Origin of the sequence: Pseudomonas sp. RW409, assembly GCF_003184125.1 — a bacterium.
GTDB lineage: Bacteria > Pseudomonadota > Gammaproteobacteria > Pseudomonadales > Pseudomonadaceae > Aquipseudomonas > Aquipseudomonas chlororaphis_I.
In genome coordinates, this window is the sequence record NZ_QHHP01000040.1 from 63,239 (window position 1) to 84,027 (window position 20,789).

Consider the following 20,789-nt stretch of genomic DNA (forward strand, 5'->3'; position numbering starts at 1 on the left):
CGGGCGGCTATAAAGGGGCCATCGATACTGGCCATCCTCCCGTCCCACCTGCCCCCCGGCGCTGGCGTCCATGCGTAATCGAAAAACAACCCTTGTGCTCGCAGGCGTGTTCGCCGTTCTCGCCGCCGCAGGCCTGTGGCACCTGCTCAAGCCGCCCAGCACCAAACTGGCAGCGCCGACTGCCGTGCCGGTGCGAGTGATCAGCGTCGCCCGGCAGGATGTGCCGCGGTATGTCAGCGGCATCGGTTCAGTGCTGTCGCTGCACAGCGTGGTGATCCGGCCCCAGGTGGACGGCATCCTCACCCGGCTGTTGGTCAAGGAAGGCCAACTGGTCAAGGCCGGCGACCTGTTGGCGACCATCGACGACCGCTCGATCCGCGCCAGTCTCGACCAGGCCCGGGCGCAACTGGCGGAAAACCAGGCGCAACTGCAGGTGGCCCAGGTCAACCTCAAGCGCTACAAGCTGCTGTCGGTGGATGACGGCGTGTCCCAGCAGACCTACGACCAGCAGCAAGCGCTGGTCAACCAGCTCAAGGCCAGCGCCCAGGGCAACCAGGCCGCCATCGATGCGGCGCAAGTGCAGCTGTCCTATACCCAGATCCGCTCGCCGGTGTCCGGCCGCGTCGGCATCCGCACCGTGGACGAAGGCAATTTCCTGCGCACCAGCGATACCCAGGGCCTGTTCTCGGTGACCCAGATCGACCCGATCGCGGTCGAGTTTTCCTTGCCGCAACAGATGCTGCCGACCTTGCAGGGGCTGCTGGTCGCCGAACACCCGGCCACGGTCGACGCCTACCTGGGCGCCGATACCGACTCCGCCACCGGCGAGCGCCTGGGTGAAGGCCACCTGAGCCTGATCGACAACCAGATCGACACCAATACCGGGACCATCCGCGCCAAGGCCGAATTCAACAATCCCGGGCAAAAGCTCTGGCCCGGCCAGTTGGTGACCATCAAGATCCGCACCGCCGTGGAAAAAGCCGTCCTGGTGGTGCCGCCCAGCGTGGTGCAGCGCGGCCTGGACAAGCACTTCGTGTATCGGGTCAAGGATGACAAGGTGGAAATCGTCCCGGTGCAGATGGTCTATCAGGACAGCGGCCAGAACATCATCAAGGGTGTACAGGCCGGCGACTTGCTGGTCAGTGACGGCCAGTCGCGACTCAAGGCCGGCTCGCACATCGAGGTGCTCAGCGAACCGCCGCAACAGATCCAGGCCGCGAACACGGAGCCGCAGCCATGAAGGGCCACGGCTCGATCTCCGCCTGGTGCGTCGATCATCCGGTCGCCACCCTGCTGCTGACTTTCGCCCTGGTGCTGCTGGGCGCCATCGCCTTTCCCCGGCTGCCCATCGCCCCGCTGCCGGAAGCCGAATTCCCGACCATCCAGGTCTCCGCGCAATTGCCCGGCGCCAGCCCGGAAACCATGGCCTCTTCGGTGGCCACGCCGCTGGAGGTACAGTTCAGCGCCATACCCGGCATGACCCAGATGACCTCCAGCAGCGCCCTGGGCTCGACCATCCTGACCCTGCAGTTCACCCTCGACAAGAGCATCGACACCGCCGCCCAGGAAGTGCAGGCGGCGATCAACACCGCCTCGGGCAAGCTGCCCAACGACATGCCGAGCCTGCCCACCTGGCGCAAGGTCAACCCGGCGGACAGCCCGGTGCTGATCCTCAGCATCAGCTCCACGCAGATGCCCGGCACCGAGCTCAGCGACTACGTGGAAACCCTGCTGGCCCGACAGATCAGCCAGATCGACGGCGTCGGCCTGATCAACATCACCGGCCAGCAACGCCCGGCGATCCGCGTCCAGGCCTCGCCCGACCGGCTGGCTGCGATCGGCCTGACCCTGGCCGATATCCGCGTCGCCCTGCAGCAGGCCAGCCTCAATCTGGCCAAGGGTGCGCTGTATGGCGAGTCGAGCATCTCGACCCTGTCGACCAACGACCAGCTGTTCCATCCCGAGGACTACGGCCAGTTGATCGTCTCCTACAAGAACGGCGCACCGGTGCAGCTCAAGGATGTCGCCCGGGTCATCAGCGGGCCGGAAAACGCCTACGTGCAGGCCTGGTCCAACGACCAGCCGGGGCTCAACCTGGTGATCTTCCGCCAGCCGGGGGCCAACATCGTCGACACCGTGGACCGCATCCAGAGCGAGTTGCCGCGCCTGGAAGCCATGCTGCCCGCCTCGGTGGACGTGACCGTGCTCTCGGACCGCACCAAGACCATCCGCGCGTCCTTGCATGAAGTGGAAATCACCCTGCTGATCGCGGTGTTGCTGGTGGTGGCGGTGATGGCGCTGTTCCTGCGCCAGCTGTCGGCGACGCTGATCGTCTCCAGTGTGCTCGGCGTGTCGCTGGTGGCCAGCTTCGCGCTGATGTATGTGCTGGGCTTCAGCCTGAACAACCTGACCCTGGTGGCGATCGTGATTTCGGTGGGCTTCGTGGTCGACGACGCGATTGTCGTGGTGGAGAACATCCATCGCCATCTGGAGGCCGGCGACGGCATGCGCGAAGCGGCGATCAAGGGCGCCGGCGAAATCGGCTTCACCGTGGTGTCCATCAGCTTCTCGCTGATCGCCGCGTTCATTCCCCTGCTGTTCATGGGCGGCGTGGTCGGGCGGCTGTTCAAGGAGTTCGCCCTGACCGCCACCTCGACCATCCTGATTTCCGTGGTGGTGTCGCTGACCCTGGCGCCGACCCTGGCGGCGCTGTTCATGCGCGCCCCGACTCATCATCCCCACGATCGCCCGGGCTTCGGCGAACGCCTGCTGGCGCTCTACGAACGCGGGCTGCGCCGGGCGCTGGACCATCAGCGGCTGATGCTCGGCCTGTTCGGCCTGACCCTGGGCCTGGCCATCGCCGGTTATGTGTTCATTCCCAAGGGTTTCTTCCCGGTGCAGGACACCGGCTTCGTGCTGGGCACCAGCGAAGCGGCGGCCGACATCTCCTACCCGGACATGGTGGCAAAACACCTGGCCCTGGCGAAGATCCTCGGCGCCGACCCGGCGGTGGAAACCTTCTCCCACTCGGTCGGCGTCACCGGCAACAACCAGACCATCGCCAACGGCCGCTTCTGGATCGCCCTCAAGGACCGCGGCCAGCGGGACGTTTCCGCCAGCCAGTTCATCGACCGCATTCGCCCGCAATTGGCCAAGATCCCGGGCATCGTCCTGTACCTGCGGGCCGGCCAGGACATCAATCTCAGCTCCGGGCCGAGCCGCAGCCAGTACCAGTACGTGCTCAAGAGCAACGACGGGCCGACGCTGAATACCTGGACCCAGCGCCTGACGGAGAAACTGCGGGCCAACCCGGCCTTTCGCGACCTGTCCAACGACCTGCAACTGGGCGGCAGCATCACCCATATCAGCATCGACCGCAGCGCCGCGGCGCGTTTCGGCCTGACCGCCACCGATGTCGACGAAGCGCTCTACGACGCCTTCGGCCAGCGCCAGGTCAACGAGTTCCAGACCGAGACCAACCAGTACAACGTGATCCTCGAACTGGACGCCAGGCAGCGCGGCAAGGCCGAAAGCCTGAATTACTTCTACCTGCGCTCGCCCCTGAGTGGCGAGATGGTGCCGCTGTCGGCGCTGGCCAAGGTCGATCCGCCCACCGTCGGCCCGCTGTCCATCGCCCACGACGGCATGTTCCCGGCCGCCAACCTGTCGTTCAACCTGGCGCCCGGCGTGGCCCTGGGCGATGCGGTGATCATGCTCGAGCAGGCGAAAAACCAGATCGGCATGCCCGCCTCCATCGCCGGCAACTTCCAGGGCGCGGCCCAGGCCTTCCAGAGTTCCCTGGCCAGCCAGCCGTGGCTGATCCTCGCGGCGCTGGTGGCGGTGTACATCATCCTCGGCGTGCTCTACGAGAGCTTCGTCCATCCGCTGACCATCATTTCCACCCTGCCCTCGGCCGGCCTTGGCGCGCTGATCATGCTCTGGCTGCTGGGCCAGGACTTCTCGATCATGGCCCTGATCGGCCTGGTGCTGCTGATCGGCATCGTCAAGAAAAACGGCATCCTGATGATCGATTTCGCCCTCGAGGCCCAGCGCCAGGGCGGGCTGTCGCCGCAGGAAGCGATCTACCAGGCCTGTATCACGCGTTTCCGGCCGATCATCATGACCACCCTCGCCGCTTTGCTCGGCGCCCTGCCGCTGATGCTCGGTTATGGCGCCGGCGCGGAGCTGCGCCAGCCACTGGGGATCGCCGTGGTCGGTGGCCTGCTGGTGAGCCAGGCGCTGACGCTGTTCACCACTCCGGTCATATACTTGTGGCTCGAGCGGCTATTCCATCGGCCCACACCAGCGCCAGCGCTGGCAAGCACATCCTGAGGCGGGGTCATGCGCGTTCTGATTATCGAAGACGAAGAGAAAACCGCGGACTATCTGCACCGCGGCCTGACTGAACAAGGCTACACCGTGGACCTCGCGCGCGACGGCGTCGAGGGCCTGCACCTGGCGCTGGAAAGCGACTACGCGGTGATCGTGCTCGACGTGATGCTGCCCGGCATCGACGGCTTCGGCGTGCTGCGGGCCCTGCGCGCGCGCAAGCAGACGCCGGTGATCATGCTCACCGCCCGCGAGCGCGTCGAAGATCGGATCAAGGGCCTGCGCGACGGCGCCGACGACTACCTGGGCAAGCCCTTTTCCTTCCTCGAACTGGTGGCGCGCCTGCAGGCCTTGACCCGCCGCAGCGGCGGCCACGAACCGGTGCAGATCAGCATCGCCGATCTGTGGATCGACCTGATCAGTCGCAAGGCCAGCCGCGCCGGCACGCGCCTGGACCTGACCGCCAAGGAGTTCTCGCTGCTCAGCGTGCTCGCCCGGCGCCAGGGCGAGATCCTGTCGAAAACCGCGATCGCCGAGATGGTCTGGGACATCAATTTCGACAGCGACGCCAACGTCGTCGAAGTGGCGATCAAGCGCTTGCGGGCCAAGCTCGACGGGCCGTTCGAACAGAAACTGCTGCACACCATCCGCGGCATGGGTTACGTGCTGGAGAACCGCGGTGCCTCGTAATTCGATTGCCCTGCGCCTGAGCGGGCTGTTCACCCTGGTGGCCCTGCTGGTGTTCCTGCTGATCGGCGGCGCGCTCTATCAACAGGTGGACAAAGGCCTGGGCCTGCTGCCCGAGGCCGAACTGGACGCGCGCTACAGCGTGCTGGAGTCGGCCCTGACGCGCTTCGGCAACCCGGAGCACTGGGCCAAGATCAACAACAAGCTCAAGCTGCTCAGCGAAGAAGACAAGCGCATCAATTTCTGGGTGGTCAGCGGCGACCCCGCCTACGAATACGGCAACCCCGACCCGCAGATCCGCCGCTTCGCCCAGGGTCCGCTGGGCATGCGCAACCTGACCCTGCCCGGGCATCCCTATCCGCTGAAAGTGCTGGTCAGCCAGCTGCCAGCCAAGGAGCTGCGCCCGCCGCTGCGCTTTCTGATCGCCATCGACACCGAGACCGTCTACGAAACCCAGCACCAGCTGTTGATTGCCCTGATCAGCCTGGCCATCGTCGGCGTGCTGCTGGCCTCGGCGCTGGGTTACTGGGTGGCGCGCATCGGCCTCAAGCCCTTGATCGGGCTGTCCGAAGAAGCCCAGCGCCTGGCCCCGCCGAGGCTTTCCGGGCGTTTGCAGTTGTCGTCGCTGCCGCCGGAGCTGACGCAGTTCGCCAACTCGTTCAACTCGACCCTGGAACGGGTGGAACAGGCCTATTCGCGCCTGGAATCCTTCAATGCCGACGTCGCCCACGAACTGCGCTCGCCGCTGACCAACCTGATCGGCCAGACCCAGGTGGCGCTGACCCGCGGGCGTTCCGCCGAGCATTATTTCGAGGTACTGCAATCCAATCTCGAAGAGCTGGAACGGCTGCGCTCGATCATCAACGACATGCTGTTCCTGGCCAGCGCCGACCAGGGCAGCAAGGCCACCAAGCTCACCAGCACCTCCCTGGCCAGTGAAGTGGCGACCACCCTGGACTACCTGGACTTCATCCTCGAAGACGCCCAGGTCAAGGTCGAGGTCCGTGGCGATGCCCAGGTGCAGATCGAGATCGCCCACCTGCGCCGGGCGCTGATCAACCTGCTGAGCAATGCCGTGCAACACACCGAGCCTGGGCAGGTGATCCGGGTGCAGATCGATGTACAGGAACACCAGGTGGCCATCGCCGTGAGCAACCCCGGCCAGGCCATCGCCCGCGAGCATCTGCCACGGCTGTTCGAACGCTTCTACCGGGTCGATGCCTCCCGCAGCAACAGTGGCGCCAACCACGGCCTGGGGCTGGCGATCGTCAAGGCCATCGCCCTGATGCACGGCGGCGACGTGTTCGTGCGCAGCGATGACGGCATGAACACCTTCGGCATCTACCTGCCGGTCTGAACTCTCCCTCTGCTCTGTAGGAGCAGCCGGTCGACGCTCGATTGCTCGCGATAGCGGTGCGTCAGGCACAGCGCATTGCCTCTATCGCCGGCAAGCCTGGCTCCTACAGAAGCCAAGGCCACCACAAGCCTGTAGGAGCGAGGCTTGCCCGCGATAGCAGTACGTCAGACACAACGCATTGCCTGCATCGCCAGCAAGCCTGGTTCCTGCAGAAGCAGTGTCAACTATTGCTTTTGGTGTAACAGTGCTTATCCTGTTCGGCGCTTTTTCCAGCTGCCTTGAAGTTATATTTTTGTCGCACCTAATTTGAACTTGCTCTGCAAGAAGGTCTTCAGAAATGTCCAACAGTATGGGTATTGCCAGCGCCTTTGTTTTGTCCTCCCTGTTCTTGGCCCCTATGGCCATGGCCGAAGAATCGCAGACTTTCGCCGCGCATAACGCTGCACGCGCCGCTGCATTCCAGGAAGCCCAGGAAGTGCTGGCTGCCAAGCAACAGAATAGCGAGCAGCCGCAGAACATCACGGCGGAACAGCGCCAGCCGGAAGTTCAGAAAGACAGCTGATACCCGCTACCGACTCGTTTCCCTCGACAACTTCTCTGCTCTACCTCCCGGAGTAAGTTGTCTTAAAGCCGCTGATAACAGCGGCTTTTTTTTGCCATGTAGAACCGACTGTTTCATTCGTTTCACCCAGAACAAGAAACACCCGAATCGACAATAACAACTGTCATCATTCATCCAAGGAGCTTTATACCGGTGAAGGTCACTTCAACTCTCAGCCCGTTGTTCATTGCAATGGCTGCAACTATCGCCCCCTGTGCCCAGGCGGCCGATCAGGCCAGCCCCGAAGGCTTCGTCGAAGGCGCAAGCCTCAAGCTCAACGCCCGCAACTACTACATGAATCGCAACCGCCACCAGCAGAACGATGACAACATCGAATGGGGCCAGGGTTTCCTGGGGATCTTCGAGTCGGGTTATACCCCGGGCACGGTCGGTTTCGGCCTCGATGCCAACGCCATGCTCGGCCTGAAACTCGATGGCGGTGGCGGTACCGACAGCTCGAGCATCCTGCCGATCAGCGACGGCAACGGCAAAGCCCCGACGTCGTTCTCCACCGCTGGCGCCACCCTGAAAATCCGCGCCTTCGACACCGAGCTCAAGGCCGGCGACCTGTTCCTCAACAATCCGGTGATCGCCGGCGGCCAGAGCCGCATGCTGCCGCAGACCTTCCGCGGGGTCAGCCTGAGCAACCACAGCTTCGACGGCTGGCTGCTCGAAGGCGGCCAGGCCAGCTTCACCAAGCTCTACAACCAGAGCGGCCGCCAGCGTATCGACACGGCCTACGGCAAACTGCTGGACGGCGATGAAAGCCGCCACCTGAACTGGGCCGGCGTGGCCTGGAGCGGCGTGAGCGGGCTGACCAGCAGCCTGTACGCCGCCGAACTCAAGGACATCTGGAACCAGTACTACTACGACCTCGACTACAGCTATGCGCTGAACGAGCTGGTGACCCTGAACCCGGGCCTGCACTTCTATCACACCCAGGACACCGGCGACGCACTGCTGGGCGACATCGACAACAACACCTACAGCCTGCATTTCACCCTGGGCGTGGGCCATCACAGCCTCACCGCCGCCTACCAGCGGGTGAACGGCAACACTCCGTTCGACTACATCAACCAGGGCGACAGCATCTACCTGGACAATTCCCAGCAGTACTCGGACTTCAACGGCCCCAACGAACGCTCGTGGAAACTCAAGTACGCCTACGACTTCGCCGGCCTCGGCCTGCCGGGCCTGACGTCGGCGCTTTCCTACTCACGCGGCGAGCTGGACCTGACCAAGGTCGATCCGCACAGCCGTGGCTACGCCCACTGGTACAGCGCCGGCGGCGAGCACGCCAAGCACTGGGAACGCGACCTCGACCTCAAGTACGTGGTGCAGGGTGGCCAGGCCAAGGACCTGGCGGTCCGCCTGCAGTGGGCCACCAACCGTGGCGGCAACGGTTATGGCGCGCTGGACAACGACACCGACGAATACCGGGTGATCGTCGATTACCCGATCAATGTGTTCTAAGCGCGAATACGCAAAAGGCCAGCATCATTTTGCTGGCCTTTTTTTTGTCTGCGATTTATACATGCGCCCGCAGGCGCGATCGGTCTCTGCAACTCTGCTCGCTTCACCCGAAACACCCTTATAGAAAACGTACACAACGCAGAAGCCAGAACCATGAGTGTGAGTAGTGCGACACCCCGCAACACGACCACTTCGAGCCGGTCGGAAAGGATGCTGATTCTTGGAAGCTCATTGATGGTCATCTCCATCCTGAGCATCGTGACCTTCTTGCTGATTCGCGAACGCGGCAGCGCCGAAATAGCCGCCACCCGCGCGGCTTCCAACATCGTGCAATTGATCGACGCCGACGTGCTGCGCAACGTCGAGCTGTACGACGTCTCCCTGCGTGGCCTGATCAGCGCCTCGCAACACGAGGACCTGAAACAGGTCTCGCCGACCATTCGCCATATGGCGCTGTTCGACCGGGCCACGGCTGCACCCTACAAGGGCAACATCCTGCTGCTCGACGCGCACGGCGATGTGCTCGCCGACTCCGCTTCGGTCGAACCGCGCAAGGGCAACTTTGCCGATCGGGAGTATTTCCAGTCTCATGTGAATAACCCCGATCCGGGCATGCTGATCAGCCGACCGTTCCGCGCCCTCCCGCCCGAGCTGGATTGGCGCATCAGTTTCAGCCGGCGGGTTTCCAACGAACGTGGAGAATTCCTCGGCGTGGCCGAAGCGGCCATGCGCCTGGACTACTTCAGCCAGTTGTTCAAAAGCCTGAATGTCGGCCGCGACAGCTCGGTCAACCTGATCAGTCGCGACGGTATCCTGTTGGCCCAGGAGCCGCCGCGAGCGGACAACCTGATCGGCCAGGACTTCAGCCAACGGCCCAATTTCATCCGCATCCTGCGCGAGGGGAACGGCAGCTTCAAAGGCATGTCCAGCACCCAGCAGCCGCGCCTGTACACCTTCTCCCAGGTCGGGGACCTGCCGCTGATCGTGATCGTGGCGCTCTCCAGCAATGAAGTATTCGCCTCCTGGCAGCGCACCGCGCTGGTGGTTGGCGGCGCCACCGGTGCGCTGTGCCTGGGCCTGCTGTGGCTGACCTGGCTGCTGTGCCGGGAATTGCGCCGGCGCCAGAGCGCCGAGCAGGAACTCGCGCAACTGGCGGCCACCGATGCCCTCACCGGCCTCGACAACCGTCGCAGCCTGGATCAGACCCTGGCTCGCGAATGGGGTCGCGCGCAGCGCTCCCATAGCGCGCTGTCGCTGCTGATGCTCGACGTGGATCACTTCAAGGCCTTCAACGATCGCTATGGCCACCCGCTCGGCGATGAAGCCTTGCGTATCGTCGCCCGGGTGATCAGTGACAATATCCGTCGCCCCGGCGACCTGGCCGCACGCTACGGCGGCGAAGAGTTCGCCGTGGTCCTGCCGGAGACTGACAACGCCGGCGCCCGGCGTATCGCCGAGCATATTCGCCTGGCGATCGAGCGCCTGCCGCCGATCCAGGACGGTGCCTCGCCGATCACCATCAGCATTGGCCTCGGCACCTGGGCAGGCACGCCGAAGTCCAGCCTGAAAGCGCTGTGTTCGATGGCCGACAAGGCGCTGTACCAGGCCAAGGCCGAGGGGCGAAACCGAGTGGTGGGTTGACCTCATCGCGGGCAAGTCTCGCTTCTACGGGGCCCGTGCTGCCCGCGATAACCTCATCAGCCGCGCAACAATCTGCGGGCATAAAAAAAGGCCACCCGAAGGCAGCCTTTAAAAACTAAAGGAAAGAGAGTGTTACTTACACGGCCGCAACCGGACGCATGTAAGAGATCGGTGCAGTGCTGGCATCTTCGAAGGTCACGACTTCCCAAGCGTCTTTCTGCTCAATGAGCTTGCGCAGAAGCTGGTTGTTCAGTGCATGGCCCGACTTGAAGCCTTTGAACTCACCTATCAGGCTGTTGCCCAGCAGGTAGAGGTCACCAATTGCGTCGAGGATCTTGTGCTTCACGAACTCGTCTTCGTAGCGAAGGCCGTCCTCGTTCAGTACACCATCCGCGTCGACCACGATGGCGTTTTCCACGCTGCCGCCGAGTGCGAGGTTGTGCTTGCGCAGGTACTCGATATCACTCATGAAACCAAAGGTACGGGCGCGGCTGACTTCCTTCACGAACGACGTGCTGGAAAAGTCCACGCTTGCACTCTGGGTGCGGTCACGGAAAACCGGGTGATCGAAATCGATCTCAAAGCTCACTTTAAAACCGTCGAAAGGCACGAAAGTGGCGCGCTTGTCGCCGTCTTCCACCGTCACCTCACGAAGGATGCGGATGAACTTCTTGGCTGCGTCCTGTTCTTCCAGGCCGGCAGATTGAATCAGGAATACGAAGGGTCCAGCGCTGCCATCCATGATCGGGACTTCGGACGCGGAGAGCTCGACGTAGGCGTTATCGATGCCCAGGCCAGCCATGGCCGAGAGCAAGTGCTCCACCGTGTCCACTTTGGTGTCACCGTTGACCAGGGTGGTCGACATAGTGGTTTCACCAACGTTTTCCGCGCGAGCAGGAATCTGCACCACAGGGTCCAGGTCGGCACGACAAAACACAATGCCGGTGTCGACAGGCGCAGGCTTGAGGGTCAGGTAAACCTTCTCCCCAGAGTGCAGGCCTACACCTGTGGCACGGATAATATTCTTCAGGGTGCGTTGTTTAATCATGGCTTGGGCCGCTTCAGCGCAAATTGCGAACTGGTATCAACAAAGGCTGGCGATAATAGCAGACCAGGCCTTTGCTGAACACCAATCACCCTAATACCCCTGATACATTCCATCAATCGGCCTGGCGACGCAGGAAAGCCGGGATGTCCAGATAGTCCAGATCATCTTGCGGATTCAGCTTCGCCGCAGTCGCAGCACTGGCCTGGGCCTGGTTGCGCATGACGGTCGGACGGTCCAGATCACGGTAGTTGACCGACGGCAGTTCCTGACGGGCAGGGGCTGGCGCCTGTGCAGCGGCCATGGAGGTTTGCACGGTATTGTCGATGACCTTCACAGGCTTCTCGATTTTCGCGCCCAGACCCGTGGCAACCACGGTCACGTGCAGCTCGTCGCGCATGTCCGGATCGATAACGGTACCGACCTTGACCATTGCGTGCTCGGAAGCGAAGGCTTCGATGATGCTACCCACGTCGGAGTACTCGCCCAGGGACAGGTCGGGACCGGCGGTGATGTTCACCAGGATGCCGCGCGCGCCTTGCAGGTTCACGTCTTCCAGCAGCGGGTTGCGGATTGCCGCCTCGGTCGCTTCACGTGCACGGTTAGGACCGCTGGCGCAGCCAGTGCCCATCATTGCCATGCCCATTTCGCTCATCACGGTACGTACGTCGGCGAAGTCGACGTTGATCATGCCCGGACGCTTGATGATGTCGGAGATACCGCGAACGGCACCGGCCAGAACGTCGTCGGCCTTGGCGAAAGCCGACAGCAGGCTGGCGTCCTTGCCGAGGATGGTCAGCAGCTTTTCGTTGGGAATGGTGATCAACGAATCGACGCTTTCGCTCAGCGCGCGGATGCCTTCATCGGCGATCTGCATACGCTTGCGGCCTTCGAACGGGAACGGACGAGTCACCACCGCAACGGTGAGGATGCCCATTTCCTTGGCCACTTCGGCGATGATCGGCGCAGCACCGGTACCGGTACCACCGCCCATGCCGGTCGTGATGAACACCATGTTGGTGCCCGCCAGCACTTCGGCGATACGCTCGCGGTCTTCCAGGGCGGCTTGACGACCGACCTCAGGATTGGCGCCAGCACCCAGGCCCTTGGTCACGCCGGTACCCAGTTGCAGGATGGTCCGCGCGCCGATGTTTTTCAGCGCTTGAGCATCAGTGTTGGCGCAGATGAATTCGACGCCTTCGATGTTGCTCTTGACCATGTGATTGACGGCGTTGCCGCCGCCACCGCCAACACCGATAACCTTGATTACCGGACTTGCGGGGACGTTGTCTACGAGTTCGAACATTTTCCCTCTCCTTTCATTTCTCTAGTTTTTTCGCCTACTGCGCCTACTGCTTACAACGTATTTCATGCTGCTTTTACTGCGGTAGAAGCTCCAAGCTGCAAGCTATAAGCCGCAAGCATGGAACCCTGTACTTCTTGAAGCTTGAAACTTGCCGCTTGAAGCTGTTTCTTAAAAATTGCCCTGCACCCAGCTCTTGATGCGATCGAGCAAGGCGGCCTTGGGTTCGTCGCTGCTGTAGCTGTCCCGGCTGCCGATGCCGGAGAACGAGATACCGTCGGACTGCTTCTGCAGCCCGTACAACAGCAAGCCCACGCCGGTGGAATAGATCGGGTTGCGCACCACGTCGGACAGGCCCTTGACGGTGTGCGGCACGCCCAGGCGGACCGGCATGTGGAAAATCTCTTCGGCCAGTTCGACCGCGCCTTCCATTTTCGAAGTACCGCCGGTCAGCACGATGCCGGCCGGGATCAGGTCTTCGTAGCCGCTGCGACGCAGTTCGGCCTGGATCAGGGTGAACAGCTCGTCGTAGCGCGGCTCGACCACTTCGGCCAGGGCCTGGCGGGACAGCTCGCGCGGTGGACGGTCGCCGACACTTGGCACCTTGATGGTTTCACCGGCACCGGCCAGCTTGGCCAGGGCGCAGGCGTAACGGATCTTGATTTCTTCGGCGTACTGGGTCGGCGTACGCAGCGCCATGGCGATGTCGTTGGTCACCTGGTCGCCGGCAATCGGGATCACCGCGGTATGGCGGATCGCGCCTTCGGTGAAGATCGCGATGTCGGTGGTACCGCCACCGATGTCCACCAGGCACACGCCCAGCTCTTTCTCGTCGTCGGTCAGCACCGAATACGCCGAGGCCAGCTGTTCGAGAATGATGTCGTCGATTTCCAGGCCACAGCGACGCACGCACTTTTCGATGTTCTGGGCGGCATTCACCGCGCAGGTCACCACGTGCACCTTGGCTTCCAGACGTACACCGGACATGCCCAGGGGCTCGCGCACGCCTTCCTGGTTATCGATCACGTAATCCTGCGGCAGGGTGTGCAGCACCCGCTGGTCGGCCGGAATCGCCACAGCCTGTGCCGCGTCGAGTACCCGCTCCAGGTCCGCCGAACTCACTTCGCGATCACGAATCGCCACGATGCCGTGGGAGTTCAGGCTGCGAATGTGATTGCCCGCCACGCCGACGAACGCCGAGTGGATACGGCAACCGGCCATCAGTTGCGCTTCTTCTACCGCGCGCTGGATCGATTGAACGGTGGACTCGATATTCACCACCACACCCTTCTTCAGGCCGCGCGATGGATGGGTGCCGATACCGACGATTTCCAGCGTGCCATCGGCCGCGACCTCGCCTACCAGCGCCACCACCTTGGAGGTGCCGATATCCAGACCGACGATCATTTTGCCGCTTTGCACGTTTGCCATGGTCCTGCCTCTTCTTAATTCTTCGCGACGGCGGGTTGGGCCGTCGTGGGCGCTACAGGTTCCCGCCAGCCGACGGCCAGGCCGTTGGCATAACGCAGATCGATGCGCGCGATGTTCGTAATCTGTTCTTTCAGCGTTTTTTCATAAATGGCAATGAAGCGGCGCATCTTCTCCACCAGGTGATCGCGTCCGAGCAACAGCTCGATACCAGGGCCAGCGCTACCGGCCCCCGTGGTCAGGAACCAGCTGCCGCGCTCGCGCAACTCCAGACGGGCAATGGAGAAACCCATCGGGCGCAGCATCTGGCTCAGCACCTGGTACTGCTGCATCACCTGCTGCTGGGCCCGCTGCGGGCCGAACAACTGTGGCAAGTGCTCGTAGTTCGCCAGTTCACGCGGGGTGAAGGCCTGGCCCTGGTTGTTCAACAGCGCCTCGTCGCCCCAACGGGCCACCGGCAGTTGTTCTTCCAGGCGAATCACCACCTGGTCCGGCCACACACGCCGTACCTCGGCATGAGCGATCCATGGCATCTGTTCCAGCTCGGTACGCATGCTCGCCAGGTCGATGGTGAAGAAGCTCGCCGCGACGTAGGGCGCGATCCGCTGCTGCACCGCCTGCTGGCTGATGTAACTCAGGTCGCCCTGCACCGCGACCTTGGTGATCGGCCGGTCGGCATAGGGCAGCAGGCGTTGCGCGCCTTCGTAAGTGCCGAAGCCCAGCGCGACCAGCAGCACCGGCCACATCAGGCTTTTCAGCACGCCAAAGTTGGCTTTCGGCAGGCGCGCCGACATCGGCTCCTTGGCCACCATCCGGCTGGCACCACGCGGCACCGGCTTGCGGCCGGGAGCGGGTTGCTGATGACGTAGCTGGGCGCCTTGCATGGCCTTAACCTCGCGGCTCTGCGTTACTGACGACACTTTCCGCCAGGATGGCCAGAACCAGCTGCTGGAAATCCAGACCGGCGGCACGCGCCGCCATCGGAACCAGGCTGTGATCGGTCATGCCGGGGGCGGTATTCACTTCCAGGAACCAGAACTGGCCGTCGGCGTCCTGCATCACGTCGGCACGCGCCCAACCGGCGATACCGAGCGCCCCGCAGGCCTTCGCCGTCAGGTCCATGAGCTCCTGCTCTTTGTCGCTGTCGAGGCCGCACGGGATCCGGTACTGGGTATCGGAAGCCAGGTACTTGGCGTCGTAGTCGTAAAACGTGTGGGGCGTGCCCAGGGCGATCGGTGGCAATACCTGGCCGCGCAGCGTGGCGATGGTGAACTCCGGACCTTGAATCCATTGTTCAACCAAGACTTGCGAGTCGTAGGTGCTGGCCGCTTTCCATGCGTCGATCAGTTCGGACGCGGATGTCACTTTGGCCATACCAATACTGGAACCTTCATGCGCCGGTTTGACGATCAAAGGCATGCCCAGTTCCGTAGCCGCGCAAATACAATCGGCCTCGGAGCCAAGTACGGCGTGGCGTGGCGTCGGAATACCGAGGCTGTGCCAGACCTGCTTGGTACGCAGTTTGTCCATCGCCAGCGCCGAAGCCAGGATGCCGCTGCCGGTGTAGGGAATCCCCAGGCACTCCAGCAGGCCCTGCATGCTGCCGTCTTCGCCGCCACGGCCGTGGAGGATGATGAAGGCGCGGTCGATCTTCTCGTTCAGCAGGCGCTGCAGGAAGTCGTCACCAACGTCGATGCCGAACGCGTCCACACCGGCGCTCAGCAAGGCTTCGAGCACGGCATTGCCGGACTTCAGCGAGACTTCGCGCTCGGCGCTCTTGCCGCCGAACAGCACGGCGACACGGCCGAAATCCTTCGGCGCGATGGTCGAAAACAGAGAGGCGTAGGCGGCGGTCATTTCGACTTCCCCTGACCGGCAGGCACGGCGCCCGCGAACAACGGACTGTTCAACAGCTTCGGCGCAAGGCCGCCGATATCTCCGGCGCCCTGGCACAGCAGGATGTCGCCGGCACGCAGCAGCGGCTTGACCAGCGGCGCGAGGTCGACCCCACGCTCGATGTAGATCGGGTCCAGCTGACCGCGCTGACGGATGCTGTGGCACAGCTGACGGCTGTCCGCCCCCGGGATCGGCTCTTCGCCCGCCGGGTAGACTTCCATCAACAGCAGGACGTTGGCGTCCGCCAGCACCTGGACGAAATCGTCGTACAGGTCGCGGGTACGGCTGAAACGGTGCGGCTGGTAAACCATCACCAGGCGGCGCTCAGGCCAGCCACCGCGCACGGCCTTGATCACCGCCGCGACTTCGGTCGGGTGGTGGCCGTAGTCGTCCACCAGCATCACGTTGCCGCCTTCCACCGGCAGCTCGCCGTAGACCTGGAAGCGCCGACCCACGCCCTGGAAGCCCGACAGGCCCTGGACGATGGCTTCATCGCTGATGCCTTCGTCGGTGGCGATGCAGATGGTTGCCAGCGCGTTCAGCACGTTGTGGTTGCCCGGCATGTTCACCGAGACATCCAGCGGCTCGCGATCGGGGCGCAGCACGGTGAAGAAGGTCTGCATGCCCTGCTGGCGTACATTGATCGCCCGCACATCGGCGTCTTCATTGAAACCGTAGGTGACGGTCGGACGCTTGACCTGCGGCAGGATCTCACGCACCACCGGGTCGTCCAGGCACAGTACGGCCAGGCCGTAGAACGGCAGGTTGTGCAGGAATTCGACGAAGGTTTTCTTCAGTTTGTTGAAGTCACCGTCGTAGGTCGCCATGTGGTCGGCGTCGATGTTGGTCACCACGGCTACCAGCGGCTGCAAGTGCAGGAAGCTGGCGTCGCTTTCATCGGCTTCGGCGATCAGGTAACGGCTGGTGCCCAACTGTGCATTGGTACCCGCTGCATTCAGCCGGCCACCGATGACGAAGGTCGGGTCCAGGCCACCGGCGGCGAACACCGAGGCCAACAGGCTGGTGGTGGTGGTCTTGCCGTGGGTACCGGCAACGGCGACGCCGTGGCGGTAGCGCATCAGCTCGGCCAGCATTTCCGCGCGCGGCACCACCGGGATGCGGCGTTCCAGGGCGGTGGCCACTTCCGGGTTGGAGGTGTTCACGGCGCTGGACACTACCAGTACATCGGCGTTGGCGGCGTTCTCGGCACGGTGGCCGATAAAGATCTGCGCACCGAAGGACTCGAGGCGCTCGGTAACCGGCGACGCCTTGAGGTCGGAGCCGGAGACCTGATAGCCCAGGTTCAGCAGCACTTCGGCGATCCCGCACATGCCCACGCCGCCGATACCGACGAAGTGGATGCGACGGATGCGGCGCATTTCCGGTTGTGGCATGGCTTTCTGATTCTCAACCATGGGCCACCTCCAGGCAGATATCGACCACGCTACGGGTGGCATCGGGTTTGGCCAGGCGACGTGCGGCGTCGGCCATGCTGTTGAGTCGTTCCGGTTGCATCAAAACCTCTGTCAGGCGAGCGGCAAGGTCCGCTGCGCCAGTCGTTCTTTGCGGCATCAGGAAGGCAGCGCCTTCACGAGCCAAATAATCGGCATTGCGGGTCTGGTGATCGTCGATGGCGTGAGGCAAAGGCACGAGCATCGAAGGCAGACCGGCGGCAGCCAGTTCACTGACGGTCAACGCGCCTGCGCGACAAACCACCAGGTCAGCCCAGCCATAGGCTTGGGCCATGTCTTTGATGAACGGCTGCACCTGCGCCTCGACGCCGGCGGCGCGATAGCGCTCTGCAGTCACTTCATCGTGGTTTTTGCCGGCCTGATGAAACACTTCCGGACGCAGCTCGGGGGAGACCAGCGCCAGGGCTTCAGGCAGCAACTTGTTCAACGGCTCTGCTCCCAGGCTTCCGCCCAGGATCAGCAAACGCGCCTTGCGTCCGGCCAAAGCCTCGCGCGGTGTATCGAGGAACAGCTCGGTGCGCACCGGGTTGCCGGTAGTACGCCGGCTGCTGGAGGCACCAAAGGTGTCCGGGAAAGCTTCGCAGACTCGGGCCGACAACGGCACCAGCAGCCGATTGGCGGTACCGGCGACCGCGTTCTGTTCATGAACGATCACCGGCACGCCGGACAGTTTTGCCGCGACGCCGCCAGGGCCGGTCACATAACCGCCAAAGCCCAGCACACAAACCGGCTTGAGCTGACGAATGATCCGGCGCGCCTGCAGCACTGCCTTGAGCAACACGAATGGCGCCTTGAGCAGCGACAGCTTGCTCTTGCCCCGCAGGCCGCTGACGTTGATCAGGTGCAGTTGCAGGCCGGCGTTCGGCACCAGCTCGTTTTCGATACCGCGCGGGGTGCCGAGCCAGTGCACGGTATAACCGCGCGCCTGGAACTCACGGGCACAGGCCAGCGCCGGGAACACGTGACCGCCGGTGCCACCGGCCATGATCAGCACATTAGCGCCCATGGCTTGGCTCCTCGGCGAAGTCGCTCTCGCTGAACTCCATCTCTTCGCTGCCCAGGTGGGTCCGACTCTCCCACTCGATGCGCAGTAACAGGCCCAGGCAGGCGCAGCAGATCACCAACGAACTGCCGCCATAACTGAGGAATGGCAAGGTCAGGCCTTTGGTCGGCAACAGGCCGACGTTCACCCCAATGTTGATCAGGAACTGGCCGATCCACAGGAACGACAGGCCATAAGCGACATAGGCGGCAAAGAACTGCTTGGCTTTCTCGGCCCACAGGCCGATGTACATGCCACGGATACAGACGAAGACGAACAGCGCCACTGTGCACAGGGAACCGACGGCGCCCAGTTCTTCGGCCAGGACCGAGAACACGAAGTCGGTGTGGGCTTCCGGCAGGTAGAACTGTTTCTGCACGCTGTTACCCAGGCCAACGCCCAGCCATTCGCCACGGCCAAAAGCAATCAGGGCCTGGGACAGCTGGTAGCCCGCGCCGAACTGGTCGGCCCAAGGGTCGGCAAAGTTGGTCAGGCGCGCCATTCGATAGGGCTGCATCTGAATCAGCAGGACCACCGCCGCGACCGCCAGCACCACCATCAAGGAAAAACGGAACAGCCCGACCCCACCGAGGAACAGCATCGCCGCCGCGGCCCCCATCATCACCACGGTGGCGCCGAAGTCCGGCTCCATCAGCAGCAGGCCGGCCATCGGCAGCAGCACGATGAACGGTTTGAAGAAGCCCATCCAGCTTTCGCGCACTTCTTTCTGGCGACGCACCAGGTAACCGGCGAGGTAGATCACCACGAACACCTTGGCGATCTCGGAAGGCTGGACGTTGAAGAAACTGAAGCCGATCCAGCGCATCGAACCGTTCACTTCACGGCCGATCCCCGGAATGATCACCATCACCAGCAAACCGAAGGCACCGAGCAGCATCATCCAGCCCAGGCGTTGCCAGGTGGCGATCGGAATCATCATGGTGACGATGCAGGCACCCAGGCCCAGCACCACATAGATAAGGTGGCGAATCATGTAGTACAGGGCACTACCCGACTGCACCGCCGCCACTTCGGTGGAGGCCGAGGCGATCATGATCAGCCCGAGGCCGAGCAGCGTCAGGCAGCCGGCGAGCATCGGGAAATCGAGGTCGACGCCACGCCCGGTAATGATCGGCGATGGATAAGGCTTGATGATATCTCTCAGGTTCATGCCAGATCCTCCACGGCGCGGACGAACTGGTGACCACGGTCTTCATAATTTTTGAACATGTCGAAACTGGCGCAGGCCGGCGACAGCAGCACCACGTCACCGGCCTGGGCGGTGGCACGGCATTGCGCCACAGCTTCGACCAGGGAGCCGACACGAATCAGCGGCACAGCATCGCCGATGGCCTCGCCGATCTTGTCGGAATCGCGGCCCATCAGGATCACGGCGCGGCAGTTGGCCGCCACCGGGTCGCGCAGGTCCTTGAACTCGGCACCTTTGCCGTCGCCACCGGCGATCAGCACGATCTTGCCTTCGATGTCCGCGCCCAGGCCTTCGATGGCCGCCAGGGCAGCGCCAACGTTGGTGGCCTTGGAGTCGTTGTAATAACCCACGCCATCCAGGTCGCGAACCCACTGGCAGCGGTGCTCGAGGCCGGCGAAGGTGCGCAGGGCCGAGAGCATGGCGTCGAATGGCAGGCCGACCGCATGCCCCAGGGCCAGCGCCGCCAGGGCGTTGGACTGGTTATGGGCGCCGCGGATCTTCAGCTCGCGCACCGGCATCAGGTTCTGGAATTCGAAGGCCAGGTATTTCTCGCCGTTCTCTTCACGCAGGCCGAACGCCTTGAAGTCGGGTTTGCTCAGACCGAAGGTCCAGCACGGCAGGCCTTCGCCGATCAATGGCCGGGTCAGGGCATCCTGGCGGTTGAACACCACCTGCCGGGCGCCCCGGAAGATCCGGTGTTTGGCCAGGTGATACGCCGGCAGGCCGCTGTAGCGGTCCATGTGGTCTTCGCTGATGTTCAGTACGGTGGCCACTTCGGCACCCAGCTGATCGGTGGTCTCCAGCTGGAAGCTGGACAGTTCCATGACGTACAGCTCGACGTCGTCGCTGAGCAGGTCCAGGGCAGGGGTACCCAGGTTTCCACCCACGGCGACCCGCTTGCCCGCCGCCGCCGCCATTTCCCCCACCAGGGTGGTCACGGTGCTTTTCGCGTTGGAACCGCTGATGGCGACGATCGGCGCCTTCGCGTTACGCGCGAACAGCTCGATATCGCCGGAAAGTTTCACCCCACGGGCGGCGGCGGCTTGCAGGGCCGGGGTCGCCAGGGCCAGGCCGGGGCTCACGTAGAGCTCGTCGGCACGGCACAGGAAGTCGACGTCCAACTCGCCACAACGCACTTCCACATGCGGATAGTCACGGCGCAGCGTGGCCAGTTCCGGTGGATTTTCCCGCGTATCGGCGACGGCAAACGACACGCCCCGGCTCGCCAGGAAGCGAACCAGGGACATGCCGCTCTTGCCGAGGCCGACAACGATGCGGAAGTGGTCAGAAGCGATCAGAGACACT

At 63.2% G+C, this 20,789-nt stretch carries 16 protein-coding genes; 7 read left to right on the plus strand and 9 right to left on the minus strand.

The genetic code is table 11. From position 1 onward, the window contains the following. Window positions 1-70: 70 nt before the first annotated feature. The 7 genes from DK261_RS18720 (at window position 71) to DK261_RS18750 (ending at window position 10,088) form a co-directional block, all read left to right on the plus strand. Entirely contained in the window at window positions 71-1,240 is a 1,170-nt protein-coding gene (locus DK261_RS18720) for an efflux RND transporter periplasmic adaptor subunit (protein WP_110176133.1), read from the plus strand. Then, window positions 1,237-4,332, plus strand: coding sequence for a multidrug efflux RND transporter permease subunit (locus DK261_RS18725; RefSeq protein ID WP_110176134.1), 3,096 nt, complete (start codon window positions 1,237-1,239; stop codon window positions 4,330-4,332). The genes DK261_RS18720 and DK261_RS18725 overlap by 4 nt, the downstream gene beginning before the upstream one ends. Before the next feature lie 9 nt (window positions 4,333-4,341). Continuing rightward, the gene (locus DK261_RS18730; protein ID WP_009050709.1) at window positions 4,342-5,019 is read left to right on the plus strand and encodes a heavy metal response regulator transcription factor; all 678 of its coding nucleotides are present in this window, start codon (window positions 4,342-4,344) and stop codon (window positions 5,017-5,019) included. Next, complete coding sequence (locus DK261_RS18735) at window positions 5,009-6,373, plus strand: heavy metal sensor histidine kinase (RefSeq protein ID WP_038634991.1); 1,365 nt, start codon at window positions 5,009-5,011, stop codon at window positions 6,371-6,373. The genes DK261_RS18730 and DK261_RS18735 overlap by 11 nt, the downstream gene beginning before the upstream one ends. Before the next feature lie 337 nt (window positions 6,374-6,710). Further along, on the plus strand, window positions 6,711-6,935 hold the full coding sequence (locus DK261_RS18740; RefSeq protein WP_016703533.1) for a hypothetical protein: 225 nt from the start codon (window positions 6,711-6,713) through the stop codon (window positions 6,933-6,935). 231 nt (window positions 6,936-7,166) lie between these two features. Next, on the plus strand, window positions 7,167-8,447 hold the full coding sequence (locus DK261_RS18745; protein WP_051673204.1) for an OprD family porin: 1,281 nt from the start codon (window positions 7,167-7,169) through the stop codon (window positions 8,445-8,447). A 153-nt stretch (window positions 8,448-8,600) separates the two neighbouring features. Next, entirely contained in the window at window positions 8,601-10,088 is a 1,488-nt protein-coding gene (locus tag DK261_RS18750) for a sensor domain-containing diguanylate cyclase (RefSeq protein ID WP_016703534.1), read from the plus strand. A 136-nt stretch (window positions 10,089-10,224) separates the two neighbouring features. On the opposite strand, the gene lpxC is transcribed toward DK261_RS18750, so the two are convergent. From lpxC to murD, 9 genes are all read right to left on the minus strand, one after another. Beyond that, window positions 10,225-11,136: a UDP-3-O-acyl-N-acetylglucosamine deacetylase gene (gene lpxC / locus DK261_RS18755; RefSeq protein WP_009045509.1), complete on the minus strand. Its 912-nt coding sequence runs from the start codon at window positions 11,134-11,136 to the stop codon at window positions 10,225-10,227. Between the two features lie 112 nt (window positions 11,137-11,248). Further along, complete coding sequence (gene ftsZ / locus DK261_RS18760) at window positions 11,249-12,439, minus strand: cell division protein FtsZ (protein WP_007922129.1); 1,191 nt, start codon at window positions 12,437-12,439, stop codon at window positions 11,249-11,251. A 168-nt stretch (window positions 12,440-12,607) separates the two neighbouring features. Next, complete coding sequence (ftsA, locus tag DK261_RS18765) at window positions 12,608-13,867, minus strand: cell division protein FtsA (protein ID WP_007922131.1); 1,260 nt, start codon at window positions 13,865-13,867, stop codon at window positions 12,608-12,610. 14 nt (window positions 13,868-13,881) lie between these two features. After that, a complete protein-coding gene (locus tag DK261_RS18770; RefSeq protein WP_007922133.1) occupies window positions 13,882-14,748 on the minus strand; it encodes a cell division protein FtsQ/DivIB in 867 nt (288 codons plus the stop codon). A 4-nt stretch (window positions 14,749-14,752) separates the two neighbouring features. Next, complete coding sequence (locus tag DK261_RS18775; RefSeq protein WP_016703535.1) at window positions 14,753-15,721, minus strand: D-alanine--D-alanine ligase; 969 nt, start codon at window positions 15,719-15,721, stop codon at window positions 14,753-14,755. After that, complete coding sequence (gene murC, locus DK261_RS18780) at window positions 15,718-17,175, minus strand: UDP-N-acetylmuramate--L-alanine ligase (RefSeq protein ID WP_009050716.1); 1,458 nt, start codon at window positions 17,173-17,175, stop codon at window positions 15,718-15,720. Before murC ends, DK261_RS18775 begins: the two co-directional genes overlap by 4 nt. Then, window positions 17,168-18,238 (minus strand): undecaprenyldiphospho-muramoylpentapeptide beta-N-acetylglucosaminyltransferase, encoded by a 1,071-nt coding sequence (gene murG / locus DK261_RS18785; protein WP_009050717.1) that lies wholly within the window; start codon window positions 18,236-18,238, stop codon window positions 17,168-17,170. Before murG ends, murC begins: the two co-directional genes overlap by 8 nt. Then, on the minus strand, window positions 18,228-19,445 hold the full coding sequence (gene ftsW / locus DK261_RS18790; RefSeq protein WP_007928477.1) for a putative lipid II flippase FtsW: 1,218 nt from the start codon (window positions 19,443-19,445) through the stop codon (window positions 18,228-18,230). The genes murG and ftsW overlap by 11 nt, the downstream gene beginning before the upstream one ends. Next, on the minus strand, window positions 19,442-20,788 hold the full coding sequence (gene murD / locus DK261_RS18795) for a UDP-N-acetylmuramoyl-L-alanine--D-glutamate ligase (protein ID WP_110176135.1): 1,347 nt from the start codon (window positions 20,786-20,788) through the stop codon (window positions 19,442-19,444). The genes ftsW and murD overlap by 4 nt, the downstream gene beginning before the upstream one ends. Between the last annotated feature and the right edge of the window lies 1 nt (window position 20,789).